Source organism: Streptomyces sp. NPDC053048 (assembly GCF_044547045.1).
GTDB lineage: Bacteria > Actinomycetota > Actinomycetes > Streptomycetales > Streptomycetaceae > Streptomyces.
In genome coordinates, this window is sequence record NZ_JBITZS010000001.1 from 500,535 (window position 1) to 515,551 (window position 15,017).

General features: G+C 72.8%; 17 protein-coding genes. 6 read left to right on the forward strand and 11 right to left on the reverse strand.

Annotated features, from left to right (window positions below):
* Positions 1 to 15: 15 nt before the first annotated feature.
* On the reverse strand, positions 16 to 594 hold the full coding sequence (locus ACIG36_RS02480) for a sortase domain-bontaining protein (RefSeq protein ID WP_399920589.1): 579 nt from the start codon (positions 592 to 594) through the stop codon (positions 16 to 18).
* A 98-nt stretch (positions 595 to 692) separates the two neighbouring features.
* Positions 693 to 1,289: a hypothetical protein gene (locus ACIG36_RS02485; RefSeq protein WP_399920593.1), complete on the reverse strand. Its 597-nt coding sequence runs from the start codon at positions 1,287 to 1,289 to the stop codon at positions 693 to 695.
* A 169-nt stretch (positions 1,290 to 1,458) separates the two neighbouring features.
* Between ACIG36_RS02485 and ACIG36_RS02490 the strand changes: the two genes are divergently transcribed.
* Complete coding sequence (locus ACIG36_RS02490; protein ID WP_399920596.1) at positions 1,459 to 1,992, forward strand: isochorismatase family protein; 534 nt, start codon at positions 1,459 to 1,461, stop codon at positions 1,990 to 1,992.
* Positions 1,993 to 2,056: 64 nt separating this feature from the next.
* On the opposite strand, the gene ACIG36_RS02495 is transcribed toward ACIG36_RS02490, so the two are convergent.
* A complete protein-coding gene (locus tag ACIG36_RS02495; RefSeq protein ID WP_399920598.1) occupies positions 2,057 to 2,506 on the reverse strand; it encodes a MarR family winged helix-turn-helix transcriptional regulator in 450 nt (149 codons plus the stop codon).
* Positions 2,507 to 2,594: 88 nt separating this feature from the next.
* Here ACIG36_RS02495 and ACIG36_RS02500 point away from each other — a divergent pair, with 88 nt between their 5' ends.
* From ACIG36_RS02500 to ACIG36_RS02510, 3 genes are all read left to right on the forward strand, one after another.
* Positions 2,595 to 3,614, forward strand: coding sequence for an NADP-dependent oxidoreductase (locus tag ACIG36_RS02500; protein WP_399920601.1), 1,020 nt, complete (start codon positions 2,595 to 2,597; stop codon positions 3,612 to 3,614).
* Between the two features lie 76 nt (positions 3,615 to 3,690).
* Entirely contained in the window at positions 3,691 to 4,119 is a 429-nt protein-coding gene (locus ACIG36_RS02505; protein WP_399920604.1) for an organic hydroperoxide resistance protein, read from the forward strand.
* A 62-nt stretch (positions 4,120 to 4,181) separates the two neighbouring features.
* Positions 4,182 to 4,982, forward strand: coding sequence for an EI24 domain-containing protein (locus tag ACIG36_RS02510; RefSeq protein ID WP_399920607.1), 801 nt, complete (start codon positions 4,182 to 4,184; stop codon positions 4,980 to 4,982).
* 31 nt (positions 4,983 to 5,013) lie between these two features.
* On the opposite strand, the gene ACIG36_RS02515 is transcribed toward ACIG36_RS02510, so the two are convergent.
* Positions 5,014 to 5,742 carry a carbon-nitrogen hydrolase family protein gene (locus ACIG36_RS02515; RefSeq protein WP_399920610.1) on the reverse strand — a complete coding sequence of 243 codons (729 nt, stop codon included), beginning with the start codon at positions 5,740 to 5,742 and terminating at the stop codon, positions 5,014 to 5,016.
* Positions 5,743 to 5,749: 7 nt separating this feature from the next.
* Entirely contained in the window at positions 5,750 to 7,057 is a 1,308-nt protein-coding gene (locus tag ACIG36_RS02520; RefSeq protein ID WP_399920613.1) for a pyroglutamyl peptidase, read from the reverse strand.
* A gap of 90 nt (positions 7,058 to 7,147) precedes the next feature.
* On the opposite strand from ACIG36_RS02520, the gene ACIG36_RS02525 reads away from it, so the two are divergent.
* On the forward strand, positions 7,148 to 7,945 hold the full coding sequence (locus ACIG36_RS02525) for an MgtC/SapB family protein (protein WP_399920617.1): 798 nt from the start codon (positions 7,148 to 7,150) through the stop codon (positions 7,943 to 7,945).
* 309 nt (positions 7,946 to 8,254) lie between these two features.
* Here the strand turns inward: ACIG36_RS02525 and ACIG36_RS02530 are convergent, their stop codons facing one another.
* On the reverse strand, positions 8,255 to 9,142 hold the full coding sequence (locus ACIG36_RS02530; protein ID WP_399920619.1) for an SGNH/GDSL hydrolase family protein: 888 nt from the start codon (positions 9,140 to 9,142) through the stop codon (positions 8,255 to 8,257).
* A gap of 315 nt (positions 9,143 to 9,457) precedes the next feature.
* Here ACIG36_RS02530 and ACIG36_RS02535 point away from each other — a divergent pair, with 315 nt between their 5' ends.
* The gene (locus tag ACIG36_RS02535; protein ID WP_399920622.1) at positions 9,458 to 9,952 is read left to right on the forward strand and encodes a DUF3145 domain-containing protein; all 495 of its coding nucleotides are present in this window, start codon (positions 9,458 to 9,460) and stop codon (positions 9,950 to 9,952) included.
* 96 nt (positions 9,953 to 10,048) lie between these two features.
* Here the strand turns inward: ACIG36_RS02535 and fabF are convergent, their stop codons facing one another.
* From fabF to ACIG36_RS02560, 5 genes are all read right to left on the reverse strand, one after another.
* Entirely contained in the window at positions 10,049 to 11,311 is a 1,263-nt protein-coding gene (gene fabF, locus ACIG36_RS02540) for a beta-ketoacyl-ACP synthase II (protein ID WP_399920625.1), read from the reverse strand.
* 65 nt (positions 11,312 to 11,376) lie between these two features.
* Positions 11,377 to 11,625: an acyl carrier protein gene (locus ACIG36_RS02545; RefSeq protein ID WP_399920628.1), complete on the reverse strand. Its 249-nt coding sequence runs from the start codon at positions 11,623 to 11,625 to the stop codon at positions 11,377 to 11,379.
* 103 nt (positions 11,626 to 11,728) lie between these two features.
* Positions 11,729 to 12,733: a ketoacyl-ACP synthase III gene (locus ACIG36_RS02550; protein WP_399920631.1), complete on the reverse strand. Its 1,005-nt coding sequence runs from the start codon at positions 12,731 to 12,733 to the stop codon at positions 11,729 to 11,731.
* A gap of 14 nt (positions 12,734 to 12,747) precedes the next feature.
* Positions 12,748 to 13,704, reverse strand: a complete 957-nt coding sequence (locus ACIG36_RS02555; protein ID WP_399920634.1) for an ACP S-malonyltransferase — start codon at positions 13,702 to 13,704, stop codon at positions 12,748 to 12,750.
* Positions 13,705 to 13,802: 98 nt separating this feature from the next.
* Positions 13,803 to 14,978, reverse strand: a complete 1,176-nt coding sequence (locus ACIG36_RS02560) for a PucR family transcriptional regulator (protein WP_399920637.1) — start codon at positions 14,976 to 14,978, stop codon at positions 13,803 to 13,805.
* Positions 14,979 to 15,017 lie beyond the last annotated feature (39 nt).

Below are 15,017 nucleotides of genomic sequence, written 5' to 3' on the forward strand. Positions count from 1 at the left end.
GGTGCCCCGGTCCCGTCAGGGCGCCAGCGTCGCGTAGACGATCAGCTTCTCCGTCCGGTGGCCGTCGTCGTGCGGGTCGCCGGCGCAGGTGACCAGGCGCAGCGCCCGCTCCTTGGTCTCCCCGTAGACCTTGCGGGCGGGGAAGGCGTTCCCGGCGACCTTCTCGGTGCCGGTGACGGAGAAGCGCAGGACCTTGCCGTCGCCGCGCCGGACGTCGATGGCGGTGCCCCGCGTGACCCGGCCCAGGTCGTGGAAGACGGCCTTGCCGTCCCGGGGGTCGTCGTGGCCGATGATCACGGCGGCTCCCGGAGTGCCGGGCGGGACGCTGCCGGTGAACCAGCCGGCTGTCATGCCCTTGTCGGCGGGCGGGAGCTGGACGGTCCTGTCCTCGTTCAGGCCCAGCCGGATCAGCGGGCTGTCCACGCCGATGGAGGGGATGGACACCCGCGAGGGCTCCTCGGCCCGCGCCGGGCCGCCGATGGGCTTGTCGGTCCCGGCGCCCAGCGCGGCGCAGCCGCCCAGCGCGCAGACGGCCAGCAGCACGGCCGCGAGGGCCGGCAGCAGGGCGAGGGCGGGGAGGCGACGGCGGGACATGGCGTCCAACCTAGGGAGCGTCCCGGCGCCCGCGCCTCGGCCGATCGGCCCATTCGCCTCCCCCTGTGGTGCGAGACGCGGCCGCCTCGCCCCGGATCTCAGGGCACCAGGCGCTGGAAGAGCCCCCAGGTGAACTCCGCCACGTACTCGCCCCGCCGCCCGGTGGCGTCCGGGGCCGTGAAGGCGAGCCGCCAGCGGGTGGGGGCCGTGCCCTCCATGGGCCGGGCGGGCGGGAACGCCCGCGCCACCTCGTCCACCGTGCACGACCAGGGCAGCAGCTCCTCGACCGTGCGCGGCACGGGGGAGTGCGCGCCGGGCGCGCGGACCAGCCATTCGTTCCAGACCACCCCGCCGGGCGCGGTCAGCACCTCGAACCGCAGGTCCGGCCAGAGCGGCACCGGCCAGGTCATCGCCTCGAAGGTCAGGTCCCCGACCCGGCGCTCGGCGAGCGTCTCGGGCGGCCCGAGCACGGAGCGGTAGCGGGGGCCCGCGCCGCGGCGGCGCGGGGCGTGCAGCATGGCCTGCCAGCGGCGGTTGGCCTCGCGCATCGCGGCGCGCGGAACGCCCAGTTCGCGCAGGGCGTCCTCGACCAGGCCGGGCTGGTGGTCGGCCATCCGGCGCAGCAGGACGAGCTGGAAGTCCAGCGGTCCGAAGGCCGCGGTGCCGCCGGGCAGGGGGTCAGTAGCCGGTCTCATGGGGGCCATCGTGGCGTACGCGCGCCCGGTCCGCGCGATCGATCGGCAAACGGCCGGAGTTGCGGCGCGGCCGCGTGAAGTCCCCCTTTCGCGCAAGCTTTACCTCCCGGCAGCCGTGAGCTGGTCCGGAGGCCGCCCACGCCGTGGTCGCGGCCGGTACGGTCTGGCCATGACGGAATTCGACCCCCAGCGCACCGCACTCGTCCTCGTCGATCTCATGGAACGCGTCGTGGCGTTGCCGCTCGCGCCACGATCGGGGGACGAAGTCGCAGGAAAGGCGGCGGAGTTGGCGCGGGTCTTCCGTGCGGCGGGGGCACCGGTCGTGGTCGTACGGGTGGAACGGCCCGGCCTCGCCGAGCAGCCGCCCGGCAGCGGGCTGCTCGAGGGGATCGCGGAAGCGGGCGACATCGAGATCGTCAAGCGGACCGTGGGCGCCTTCCACGGCACCGGGCTCGACGACCGGCTGCGCGAGCGCGGCGTGCGCACGCTCGTGCTGGCCGGGATCGCCACCAACCTGGGCGTGGAGTCGACCGGGCGGGCCGCGGTCGACCACGGCTACGAGGTGGTGTTCGTGGAGGACGCCATGGGCGCCCTGACCGCCGAGGAGCACCGGGCGTCGGTGACGCTGGACATGCCGCGCCTGGGCACGGTCGTGACGGCCGACGCGCTGCGGGCCCGGGGCGGGGTCGGGGCGCTGGGGTAGCGGCCCCGTCGCGGCCCGGAGGGGTCCGGTCGGCGGGGCTGGCCGACAGGGCCGGTCGGCGGGGCTAGATCTCCTCGCCCAGCATCCGGCGCAGCAGGTCGCGCAGGACGGTGCGCTCCTCGGCCGAGAGGCCGGCCAGCGGTTCGCGCGCGAAGTTCAGCGACTCCCGCAGCCGGCCGGCCGTCCCGCGGCCCTCGTCGGTGACGGCGGCGAGCTTGACGCGGCGGTCGTCCGGGTCGGGGCGGCGCTCGACCAGGCGGCGGGCCTCCAGCCGGTCGACGATCCCCGTGACGTTCGACGGCTCGCACTTGAGCTTCTGGGCGATGCGCCGCATGGGCATGGGCTCGCGGGAGAGCAGGGCCAGCACCCGCGCCTGGGCGCCGGTCAGGGAGTGCTTGGCCGCCGCCTCCTCGTACTCCTCGTAGTAGCGCGCCACGACCGTTCCGACGAGTTCGACCACCTCGAGGGTCAGGGCGTCGGGGCGGGCATCGGGCCGCGGAGTCTGGGGCGTCATACGAACCAGGCTACTCCTTTGCTTGACAATGTGAAATATCGAGGCGCATGGTTGTTTCAGTTCATGAAACATTGGAGGTCTCGGTCCCATGTCCGCCACGCCCGCCACCAGCCGTGAATGGCACCTGATCGCCCGCCCGCAGGGCTGGCCCACCCCCGAGGACTTCGCGCTGCGCGAGGTCGCCGTGCCCGAGCCCGGCGAGGGGCAGATCCTGGTCCGCAACATCCACCTGTCGGTGGACCCGTACATGCGCGGCCGGATGGACGACCGCCCGTCCTACATCCCGCCCTTCCGCCTCGGCGAGCCCATGGACGGCGGCGCCGTCGGCGAGGTCGTCGCCTCCCGGGCCGAGGGCTTCGCGCCCGGCGACCACGTCCTGCACGGCCTCGGCTGGCGCGAGTACGCGCTGGTCGACGCGGCCCGCGCGACGAAGGTCGACCCGCAGGCCGCCCCCCTCTCCGCCTACCTCGGCGTGCTCGGCATGCCGGGCATGACCGCCTACGCCGGCCTGCTGGAGGTCGCCTCCTTCAAGGAGGGCGACACCGTCTTCGTCTCCGGCGCCGCGGGCGCCGTCGGCAGCGTGGTCGGCCAGATCGCCCGGCTCAAGGGCGCCAAGCGCGTCATCGGCAGCGCGGGCTCCGAGGCCAAGGTCAGAGCGCTGACGGAGGAGTACGGCTTCGACGCCGCGTTCAACTACAAGGACGGGCCCGTCGTCGACCAGCTGAAGGCGGCCGCCCCCGACGGCATCGACGTCTACTTCGAGAACGTGGGCGGCGAGCACCTGGAAGCGGCCCTCACCGTCATGAACCCGCACGGCCGGATCACCGTCTGCGGCCTGATCGCCCAGTACAACGCCACCGAGCCGACGCCCGGCCCGCGCAACCTCGCCCTGCTCCTCGGCAAGCGCATCCGCATGCAGGGCATGATCGTCACCGACCACGGCGCGCTGCGCCCCCGGTTCGTCGAGGAGGTCGGCGGCTGGCTGCGCTCGGGCGAGCTCAAGAACCCCGAGACGTTCGTCCACGGCGTCGAGAACACCCTGGACGCCTTCCTCGGCCTGCTGCGTGGCGAGAACACCGGCAAGATGATCGTCAGCCTCGACCGCTGAACCGATTCCCCCTCTCCTGCTCCCCGTACTCCCCGTACTCCCCGTACTCCCCGTACTCCCCGTAAGGAAAGACAGCATGTCCGTTCAGCCCGTAGAGGTCGCCTACACCGCCGTCGCCACCGCCGAGAACGGCCGTGACGGCCGCGTCGCCAGTGACGACGGTCAGCTCGACGTCGTCGTCAACCCGCCGAAGGAGCTCGGCGGCAGCGGCGTCGGCACCAACCCCGAGCAGCTCTTCGCCGCCGGCTACGCCGCCTGCTTCCAGAGCGCGCTGGGCGTCGTCGCCCGCCGCGAGAAGGCCGACATCTCCGGCTCGACCGTCACCGCCCAGGTCGGCATCGGCAAGACCCCCGACGGCGGCTTCGGCCTCACCGTCGCCATCTCGGCCACCATCCCGGCCGTCGACCGGGCCACGGCGCTGGCCCTGGTCGAGAAGGCCCACCAGGTCTGCCCGTACTCCAACGCCACCCGCGGCAACGTCGACGTCACCCTCGACGTCGCCTGACGCCCGGCCGCCTCCGCGAACACGACGATCGCATTTCCGCCGAGCCGCTACGCTTTCCCGCCATGCGAGATCTTGTTGCGGGCATGACGTACCTGGCCAAGGGCCAGCGCTGGGTGGGGCGCAACCGCCGGCAATGGGGGTTCGGGCTGCTGCCCGGACTGATCACGCTGGTCGGGTACGCGGCGGCGATCATCGTGCTCGCCTTCTGGGCGGACGACTTCGTCGGCTGGGCCACGCCCTTCGCCGACGACTGGGCCTCGCCCTGGCTCGGGATCTTCCGCGGCACGCTGATGGCGCTGTTCTTCGGCGCCGGCCTGCTGCTCTCGCTGATCACCTTCACCGCGGTGACGCTGCTGGTCGGGCAGCCCTTCTACGAGTCGCTGTCCGAGCGGGTCGACCTGGCCGAGGGCGGCAGCGCCCCCGAGTCCGGCCTGCCGCTGTGGCGGGAGCTGTGGATCTCGGCCCGCGAGAGCCTCGCCGTGCTGCTGCGCGTGGCGGTGTGGGGCGTCCTGCTGTTCGCGCTGGGCTTCGTGCCCGTCATCGGGCAGACCGTCATCCCCGCCATCGGCTTCTGCGTCTCCGGTTTCTTCCTCGCCGAGGAACTGACGGCCGTCGCCCTGCAGCGGCGCGGGGTGCGGCTGGGGGAGCGGCTGCGGCTGCTGCGCTCGCGCAAGCTGCTGACCTTGGGATTCGGGGTGCCGTTGGCTCTGCTGTTCCTGGTGCCGTTTGTTGCGGTGTTCGTGATGCCGGGTGCCGTTGCCGGGGCGACGATGCTGGTGCGGGATCTTTTGGGGGAGGGCGGGGACGACGGGGCCGGTGGCGCCGAGAGGCAGTTTTCTCCCCCACCCCGCCCCTTCCCGTAACCGGGGGGCTCCCCCCCCGGACCCCCGGTCCTCAAACGCCGGACAGGCTGTGGAGCACCAACTCCACCCCCGCCTCCGACCCCTCCGCCAGAACCGCTCCGTCCGGCCCCCACACCGCGCTGCGCCCGCACGCGTCGTACGGGCCGGCCGGGCCCACGTGGTTGGCCAGGAGGACGCGCAGTCCGTTGTCCCTCGCCAGTGCCGGGAAGATCTCCCGGCGTTCGGCCTGCCCGGCGCCGCGTCCGTACAGGGAGGAGGCCAGCAGCACCCGGCAGCCGTCCGCGGCCGCGCGGGCCGCTAGGTCGGGGAAGTGGGCGTCGTAGCAGACGACCAGGCCGAAAGCGGTGCCGTGGAGGGTGAAGCGGCCGTCCGTCGTGCCCGCCACGAAGCCGGCCGCGGTCTCCGTCCCCGTCGGCCGCACCTTGTCGTAGCGGGTGAGCACGGCGCCGTCCGGCCCGTACACGAACGAGCTGATCGTCGGCCCGGCCGGCACCCGGCCCGCGCAGTTCACCACCGCCGCGACGCCCGCCGCCCGGCAGGCGTCGCGGACGGGGGAGAGCCGGGGGTCGTCCGGCGCCATGGTGAGGGCGTCCGGGTCGCCCGCGACGGCGGCCGGCTCGTAGCCGGTGACGGCCAGTTCGGCGAAGACCACGAGCGCCGCACCCCGCTCGCCGGCCTCGGTGACGAAGCCGGCCATGCGCTCGACGTTGGCGGCCACGTCGAGCGGCCGGGCGGTGAACTGTGCCGCTGCGATGATCACCGGCCCATCATGACCGAGTGCCGCTGCCCACGGCCACCGCGATCACCGACCGGATCTGTGCGGTGATCGCCAGTCGCTCCCGCACGAACTCGGGGTCGGTGACCTGCCCCGTCGCCGGATCGGTGTTGCCCTGCCCGAACCTCAGCACCGGCGTGTGCAGGTGCCCGCCCGGAACCTTCAGCCGCACCGCGTCGCGCAGCAGGGTCGCCCGGTAGGCGATCTCGTTGGAGAGGTAGTCGCCCCCGCCGCCCGCGCGGGCCGTCGAGCCCGGCGTCGGCCCGTCCGGGCGGTCGACCTCCTGCGTCCCACCGGCCGGGATCTCGGTGACGGCGGTGTTGTCGAGGACCGGGAACGGGCCGGTCCGCGCGGCCGTGATCGCGCCGTACGGCAGCGAGGTCGTCGTCCACTGCGGCTGCGGCGTCACCGTCGGCACGCCCGGCGGCACGGGTACGGTCTCGGTGCGCGAGACGTTCGCGTTGTCCGGATAGCCGCCGCGCCAGGCGCCGTTGGTGCGCTCCACGTCGAAACGGCCGGGACGGCCCTGGCTGATGGTCGTGAACAGGTCCACCCGCCGCGGTCCGGGCCGGAAGTGGGGCAGCAGCGTCCGTTCGACCGTGCCGTCCGCGAAGTCCGCCCAGCGCACCGGGAAGACGACCGCCTCGACGCGCGCCGGGCCCGCCGGGGTCTCGACGGTGGTGCCGTCCAGCGCCAGCGCCGCCGCGCCCGAGGGATTGGAGCGACGGGCGTCGGCGTCGAGCTGGAACGGGTCGAAGCCGGTGATCAGCACGCGCTTGACCGCGTTCCCGGCGGGCAGGGCGATGGCGTCCTGGCCGCGCGTGGTGCGCTCCGCCTTCGCCAGCAGGGCGGCGCGCGCCCGCTCGTCCAGGGCGAACGCGGGCCGCCACTCGCGCAGCGCCCGCGTCATGCCCAGGCGCGCCCAGTACAGCGGGCGGTCGTCGTCGCGGCTCAGGTCCCCGCCGGCCGGACCGCGGCCCTGCGCCCGGTCCACGGCGCGCCGCCACAGCCGCCGCCCGTCGTCCGTCACCAGCCGCTCGGCCTGCGCCGGACCGCGCGTACGGGCCAGGGCGCGGGCGAAGCCGGGCGCCACGTCGTCGAAGCCGCTGCGGCGCAGGATCTCCCGCGGCACGGCACCGGTCAGCCGCTGCTCCTCCACCGTGAGGGCGGGGGCGGCCGGGCCGGCGGGAGCGGCGCCGGCCGGGGCGGCCAGGGCGAGCGGGACGCAGGCGAGCAGGGTGACGCCCAAGGTGCCGAGACGAGCCCTGCGGGATATCGGGAGGAAATTATCGGGTCTCATGGTGCGGAAGGAAATCACCGTGACCGCCTTCGGCGATAGGGGCATGTCAACTCTCTTCGTTCACAGGTGATTTCAGGCCACAATGGCGGGATGGATGCAGCGCAGCTCTTCATGGACCCGCTCATATCCGCCGGACACCTCATGGCCGCTCCGCTGTTCGACCCCGGCGCCGGGCAAGGCATCAGGGAATTCACCGAGTTGGCCCTCGCGCTCCTGCTGTCCTCGCTCATCGGCCTCGAGCGCGAGCTGCAGCAGAAGAGCGCGGGGCTGCGCACGCACACCCTGGTCGGGGTGGGCAGCGCGCTGTTCATGGAGATCTCGATCCACGGCTTCGGCGCATTATCCGATCTGGAGGGCGACACCCGCCTGGACGGGTCGCGGGTGGCGGCACAGATCGTCTCCGGAATCGGCTTCATCGGCGGCGGTCTCATCTTCGTCCGCCGGGACGCGGTGCGCGTCCTGACGACGGCCGCCACGATCTGGCTAACCTGCGCGGTCGGCATGGCGTGCGCCGGCGGGCTGCCGCTGCTCGGGGCTGCCGCGACCGGGGTGCACTTCCTGGTGGTGCGCGGCTTCACGCTGGTGACCCGGCAGCTGGTGAGCACCGAACGGGTCGAGCTGAGCCTGTCCTACCGGACGCGCCGAGGGCTGCTGGGCAGGGTGCTCGAGCTGTGCACGAGGCACGGCTTCCGGGTCACCGAAGTGCACGTCGACGCCGACCCGGCCGCCCGGGAAGGGCCCGGCAAGGGCGGGAGCAGGGGCAAGGAGGCCGGGGTCGTGCTGAGTCTGGAGGGCAAGAGCTCGGCGCACCCGCTGGTGGAAGTGCTGACGGACTGGGAGGGCATCACCGGCGTCGGCCTCCGCTCGGCCGCCGACAGCGGCGAGTGACGGCCGCCGTCCCCGCTGCGGGTGAACTCGCTTAGGACATCGGCCCGTTCATCGGATAGCGTGCGGGCAGGCGGCGGGCGCGGGATTCCGCGTCCGCCGCCTGCCACGGCCCGCGCCTGCGCGCGGGCGCGCGCGGCACCGGCTGTCCGGGGCGAGGGTACGGGCGCCGGTGCCTTGGTCGCGTCCGCGACGCCTGCAGGGGCTCGGGCCGTGTGCGGCCGGCTCTCCGGCCGTCACCCGGGCAGGGGCGGGGCCACCTGACAGGCCCCGCTCCTTCTCCCGTCCGTCCGCCGAACCGCCCGGTACGCCCTAGGCGTTGGGCTTCCGGGTCGCCGTGATCGTGCGGTAGGCCAGCGTGGCCAGCTCGGCCTGGCCCTCCTTGCTGGGGTGGAACCAGTCCCACTTGCTCAGCTGCTGCCCGGTGAAGCCGTAGGCGTGCACGGTGCCGTCGTAGCGGCACAGCTCGTCCTGCTCGCAGACGTCCCTCAGTACGGCGTTGTACTCGCCGACCCGCTTGGCGACCTGCTCGCGGCGTTCCTTCGCCGCCGCGTCCACCGCCTCGGAGTCGGCCAGCATCGACGGGCAGACGGACCCCAGCTTCCATATCTGCCGGCCCATCACGCTCTTGCGGCCCTCCGACCACAGCCGCATAAGGTCCGGGACGCCGGCCACGTACACCTGGGTCCTCGGCAGGGTGCGGCGCAGTTCGTCGAGGGAGCTCTTGAAGTCCGCGCGGAAGGACTCCACCGGCGTCATCTCGGCCACATTCCTGCGGCAGGCGTCATTGGCGCCCAGGAGCACGGTCACGAGCTGCGGCCTGTGCCCGACGGCGGAGCGCACCTGGCCCGGCAGGTCCGCCATGCGGGCGCCGGTACGGGCGTAGTTCCAGCTGCTGGTCTGCGGGGACGCCAGCAGGCGGCGGGCGAGGCTGTCGACGGCGGTGCCGGTGGCCCAGGAGACCTCGGGGCAGTCCTCGAGCACCGAGCAGGCGTCGAAGCCACGGGTGATGGAGTCGCCGAGCGAGGCGATCGATGTGGGCCTGGTGTTCCAGGCCGGGCGGGTGGGGCTCGGCTTCGCGACAGCGGCTTTGCTCTCGGTTCGGCCGTCGTCGCAGCCCGTGACCAGCAGTGCCGCCGAGAGCAGGGCCACCGCCGTCCGTACGATTCCGGACCGCCTTCGCCTGGTGCTGGCGCCCATCGTGATTCCCCCTCCGGCCGGGTGATATCTGTCCGGGACCGACGGTACGTCACCCCGGGCGGGTCGCCGCACGGTAGCTTTTCCCCGGGTGATCGGGTCCGCCCGGCATCTTTCGTACGGCGGCGCCACCAAATCACAACACGTCACATCCTGTCCCTTTTCAGGAGAAATGCTCCCGATGGTGTTTACTGTTGGTAACCTCGCGAGCTGGTGCGGGAGTGGCCATTGGGGCAGAATGTCTGCTGCCCCGGGCGGGACCGGTACGGGTGCGAGGCCGCTGGGGAAGGCGAACCTCGAACCGCACGGGAGGTCCAGGTGACGACACGTGGAGTTCTGTACGTGCACTCCGCGCCGCGCGCGCTGTGCCCGCACGTCGAGTGGGCGGTAGCCGGCGTCCTCGGGCTGCGCGTCACCCTCGACTGGATCCGCCAGCCGGCCGCCGCCGGTACCTGGCGTTCGGAATTCTCCTGGCAGGGCCGGCCCGGCACCGCCTCCAAACTCGCCTCCGCGCTGCGCGGCTGGCACCTGCTGCGCTTCGAGGTGGCCGCCGAGCCCTGCGCCACCGCCGAGGGCGAGCGCTACAGCTCCACGCCCGATCTGGGCATCTTCCACGCCGTCACCGGCATCCACGGCGACATCCTGATCCCCGAGGACCGGCTGCGGGCCGCCCTCGCGCGGGCCGGCCGGGGCGAGAGCGACCTCGAGGCCGAGCTCGCCAAGCTCCTCGGCAAACCGTGGGACGACGAGCTCGAGCCCTTCCGCTATGCCGGCGAGGGTGCGCCGGTGCGCTGGCTGCACCAGGTGGTCTGAGGGGCTCCCGGGAGCCCCTCGAGGAAACGCGAAGGGCCCGGCCCGGTCACCGCGGTGACCGGGCCGGGCCCTTGGTTACGCTCGCGCGCTCGCGGATCAGACCGTGCGCAGCGCCAGGACCACGTTGTGGCCGCCGAAGCCGAACGAGTTGTTGATCGCCGCGATGGAGCCCTCGGGCAGCGGGCGCGGCTCGTTGCGGACGACGTCCGCGTCGATGTCCTCGTCCAGGTCGTCGACGTTGATGGTCGGCGGGGCCGTGCGGTGGTGCAGCGCGAGGACGGTGGCGACCGTCTCGATGCCGCCGGCGCCGCCCAGCAGGTGGCCCGTCATCGACTTCGTGGCGGAGACCGCGACGTGGTCGAGGTCGTCGCCGAGGATCTTGCGCAGCGCCTTGATCTCGGCCGCGTCGCCCTGCGGGGTGGAGGTGGCGTGCGCGTTGAGGTGCACGACCTCCGACGGCTTGAGGTCGGTGGTGTCGAGCAGGTTCTGCAGCGCCGCCGCGATGCCGCGGCCGGTGGGCTCGGGCTGGGCGATGTGGTGGCTGTCCGCGGACAGGCCCTGGCCCAGCACCTCGCAGTAGACGCGGGCACCGCGCTTGGCGGCGTGCTCGGCCGACTCGAGGATGACGATGCCGGCGCCCTCGCCGAGGACGAAGCCGTCACGGGCCTTGTCGTAGGGGCGGGAGGCCTTGGTGGGCTCGTCGTTGTTCTTGGACATCGCCATCATGCTGGCGAACGCCGCGACGGGCAGCGGGTGGATGGCCGCCTCGGTGCCGCCGGCGACCACGATGTCGGCGCGGCCGGAGCGGATCATCTCGTAGGCGTAGCCGATGGCCTCGGCGCCCGACGCGCATGCGCTGACCGGGGTGTGCACGCCCGCCTGGGCGTTCACCTCCAGGCCGACGTTGGCGGAGGGGCTGTTGGGCATCAGCATCGGCACGGTGTGCGGGGAGACGCGGCGGGCGCCCTTCTCCCGGAGCACGTCGTACTGGTCGAGGAGGGTGGTCACGCCGCCGATGCCGGAGGCGACGACCGTGCCGAGGCGCTCGGGCACCACGGAGGTGTCCTCGCCGGCCTTGGCGGTGAAGCCCGCGTCCGCCCACGCCTCGCGCGCGGCGATCAGGGCGAACTGCGCCGAACGGTCGAGCTTGCGGAGCAGCGGGCGGGGAAGGACGTCGGCGGGGTCGACGGCCACGGGCGCGGCGATGCGCACGGGCAGCTCGGCGAACCGCTCGCCCTCCAGGGGCTTGACGCCGGAACGCCCGGCGAGCAGCCCTTCCCAGGTCGATGCGCTGTCGCCACCCAGCGGTGTGGTTGCGCCGATACCGGTGACGACCACGGTGCGATTGGTCGGATTCACAGGAATTGTCTCCACGTGTAGAGGTGCTGGAACCGCCACCGCCGGGGTGGCGACGAACGCTTGGATCAGTCCTGGTGCTTCAGGATGTAGTCGGCAGCGTCACCGACGGTCTTGAGGTTCTTGACGTCCTCGTCCGGGATCTTGACGTCGAAGCGCTCCTCGGCGGCGACGACGACCTCGACCATGGACAGCGAGTCGACGTCCAGGTCATCGGTGAAGGACTTGTTCAGCTGAACGTCCTCGACGGGGATGCCGGCGATCTCGTTGACGATCTCGGCGAGACCGTCGAGGATCTCCTTCTCGGTGGCGGCCATGTGGCGCTCCTTCTATCGATAGTGCGGTGGAACTGCTCAAGGAAACTGCAGAGGCGGTGAGCCGTGCGGTGACCGGACGGGGGCCCGGTTCCGTGGATCTCGCCTAGGGGAGGGTAACGACCGTGGCGGCGTACACGAGACCCGCCCCGAAACCGATGAGGAGCGCGGTGTCCCCGCTCTTCGCCGCGCCGGTGGCCAGCAGGCGCTCCATGGCCAGCGGAATGGAGGCCGCGGAGGTGTTGCCGGTGGTCTCCACGTCGCGGGCGACCGTCACGCTGTCGGGCAGCTTGAGGGTCTTGACCATCGAGTCGATGATCCGCATGTTCGCCTGGTGCGGGATGAAGACGTCCAGGTCCTCGGGGCTGACCCCGGCCTCGTCCAGCGCCTGCTGGGCGATCTTCGCCATTTCGAAGACGGCCCAGCGGAAGACCGCCTGACCCTCCTGGGTGATGGCGGGGAAGCGGACGTCCGTCTCCTCGCGGTAGACGTCCCAGGCCACGGTCTGCTTGATGGTCTCGGCCTTGTCGCCCTCCGAGCCCCAGACGACGGGGCCGATGGACGGCTCGTTCGCCGGGCCGACGACCACGGCGCCGGCACCGTCGCCGAACAGGAAGGCCGTCGCGCGGTCCTCCAGGTCCGTCAGGTCCGACAGCCGCTCGACGCCGATGACCAGGACGTGCTCGGCGGAGCCGCCGGTCACCATGTCCTTGGCCATGGTCAGGCCGTAGCCGAAGCCGGCGCAGCCGGCCGAGATGTCGAAGGCGGCGGGCTTGCCGGCCCCCACCTTGTGGGCGATCTCGGTCGCGACGGCCGGGGTCTGCTTGAAGTGCGACACCGTCGAGACGATCACGGCGCCGATCTGCTCGGGCGCGATGCCCGCGTCGGCGATGGCCTTGCCGGCCGCCTCGAGGGACATGGCGGTCACGGTCTCGTCCGGACCGGCCCAGTGGCGGGTGGCGATGCCCGAGCGGGAGCGGATCCACTCGTCGGAGGAGTCGATGTGCTTGAGGATCTCCTCGTTCGGCACCACCCGGGTGGGGCGGTAGCCGCCGACGCCCATGATGCGCGCGTACGCGGCGCCCTTCGCGGGCTTGATCTTCGAGGTCATGCTCTCGGGACTCCTTATTCGGCCGGGGACACGGCGGCGCCGGCGGCGTGCTCGGCGATGAGCGCGCGGGCGGCCTCGAGGTCGTCCGGGGTCTTGAGCGCGAGCGTCTTCACGCCCGGCAGGGCGCGCTTGGCCAGCCCCACGAGGGTGCCGCCGGGGGCCACCTCGATCATCGCAGTGACGCCCAGCTCCTTGAAGGTCTCCATGCAAAGGTCCCAGCGGACCGGGTTGGCCACCTGGCCGACCAGGCGCTCGACGACCTCGGAACCGCGGGTCACGACCCGGCCGTCCTTGTTGGAGACGTAACGGGTGTGGGGGTCCGCGGCGTCCAGCTCCTTGACCGCGGCCTCCAGGGCCGAGACGGCCGGGGCCATGTGGTGGGTGTGGAACGCGCCCGCCACCTTCAGCGCCACCACGCGGCGGGTGCCCTCGGGCTTGTCCGCCTCCAGGGCGGCCAGCTGCTCCGCGGTGCCCGCGGCCACGATCTGGCCGGCGCCGTTGACGTTGGCGGGGGTCAGGCCGAGCTTCTCCAGGTGCGGCAGGACGACGTCCGGCTCGCCGCCGAGCAGCGCCGACATGCCCGTCTCAGTGACGGCGGCGGCCTCGGCCATCGCCAGACCGCGCTTGCGCACCAGCTCCATCGCCGACCGCTCGGAGAGCACACCGGTCAGCGCGGCGGCGGCGAGCTCACCCACGCTGTGCCCGGCGGCGGCGCCCACGAGGCGGGCGAAGTCGTCCCGGGAGGGGAACAGCTGTCCGGCCGACACCAGGGCGGACGCGACGAGCAGCGGCTGGGCCACGGCGGTGTCACGGATCTCGTCGGCGTCGGCGTTCGTGCCGTAGTGGACGAGGTCCAGGTCGATGGCGGCCGACCACTCCCGAAGGCGGTCCGCGACGCCGGGGAGGTCGAGCCAGGGGGTCAGGAAGCCGGGCGTCTGAGCGCCCTGGCCGGGAGCGACGAGTACGAGCACCCTCACACTCTCTCTCGGGGACGGTATCGGCCACCCGTGGGGACAGGGACCAAGAACCGTCAGGGGAATTGTGGACGTTCGACAAAAGCCTAAGGGGGCTACTCGGCGTCGGCCAGGCGCCCGAGGATCAGGGCGATCCGCAGCGTAAAGGCCGAGCGGACATCGGAGGGTGACCATCCGGTGACATCCGTCACACGTCGGAGGCGGTATCGCACGGTGTTGGGGTGGACGAACAACATCCGCGCCGCCCCCTCCAGACTGCTCGCCTGCTCCAGGTAGACGCTCAGCGTCTCCAGCAGGGCCGAGCCCGCTTCCTCCAGTGGTCTGTAGATCTCCTCCACCAGCTGCTCACGGGCAGCCGGGTCGCCGGCCATCGCGCGCTCGGGCAGCAGGTCGTCGGAGAGCACCGGACGAGGAGCGTCCGGCCAGGCCGCGCAGGCCTTCAGCCCGGCCGCCGCGGCCTGGGCCGAGCGGGTCGCCGCCAGCAGGTCGCCGACCACCGGGCCGGCCACCACGGGTCCGGCGGCGAACGGGCCGATCAGCGCCTTGGCGGCCTGCAGCGGATTCTCCGCACCGCCCGCGATCACCACCAGCCGGGCCCCCAGCACACCGGTCAGGACCTGCAGCTTCGCGTGCCGCGCGGCCCGGCGGATCGCCTCCACCGTCAGCTCGCTGTCGCCGTTGGGGGCGGTGCCCAGCACCACGCAGACGTGCGCGGGGGCGTTCCAGCCCAGGGCCGCGGCCCGGGACAGCGCGCCCTCGTCGGCCTCGCCCGAGAGCACCGCGTTGACCACCAGCGACTCCAGCCGGGCGTCCCACGCGCCGCGCGCCTCCGCGGCCTGCGCGTACACCTGGGCGGTGGCGAAGGCGATCTCCCGGGCGTACACCAGCAGCGCCTCGCGCAGCGCCGACTCGTCGCCGGGCGCGGCCACCTCGTCGATGGCCGACTCCATGACCTCGATGGTCGTGCGGACCATCTCCACGGTCTGGCGCAGCGTGATCGCCCGGGTCAGCTCCCGCGGGGCGGTGCCGAACACGTCGGTGCTGATGGCCTGCGGGGTCTCCGGGTGCCGGAACCACTCGGTGAACGCCGCGATGCCGGCCTGGGCGACCAGGCCGATCCAGGACCGGTTCTCCGGGGGCATCGCCCGGTACCACGACAGCTGGGCGTCCATCCGGGCGATGGCCGCGGCGGCCAGCGTTCCGGAGGACTTCTCCAGGTTGCGCAGAGTGGCGCTGTGCGGGTGCGGGGTGTCAGCAACTGGTTCGGGCACGGGGACAAGCCTGCCTTATTCGGGTGCGGTACGGGGCCG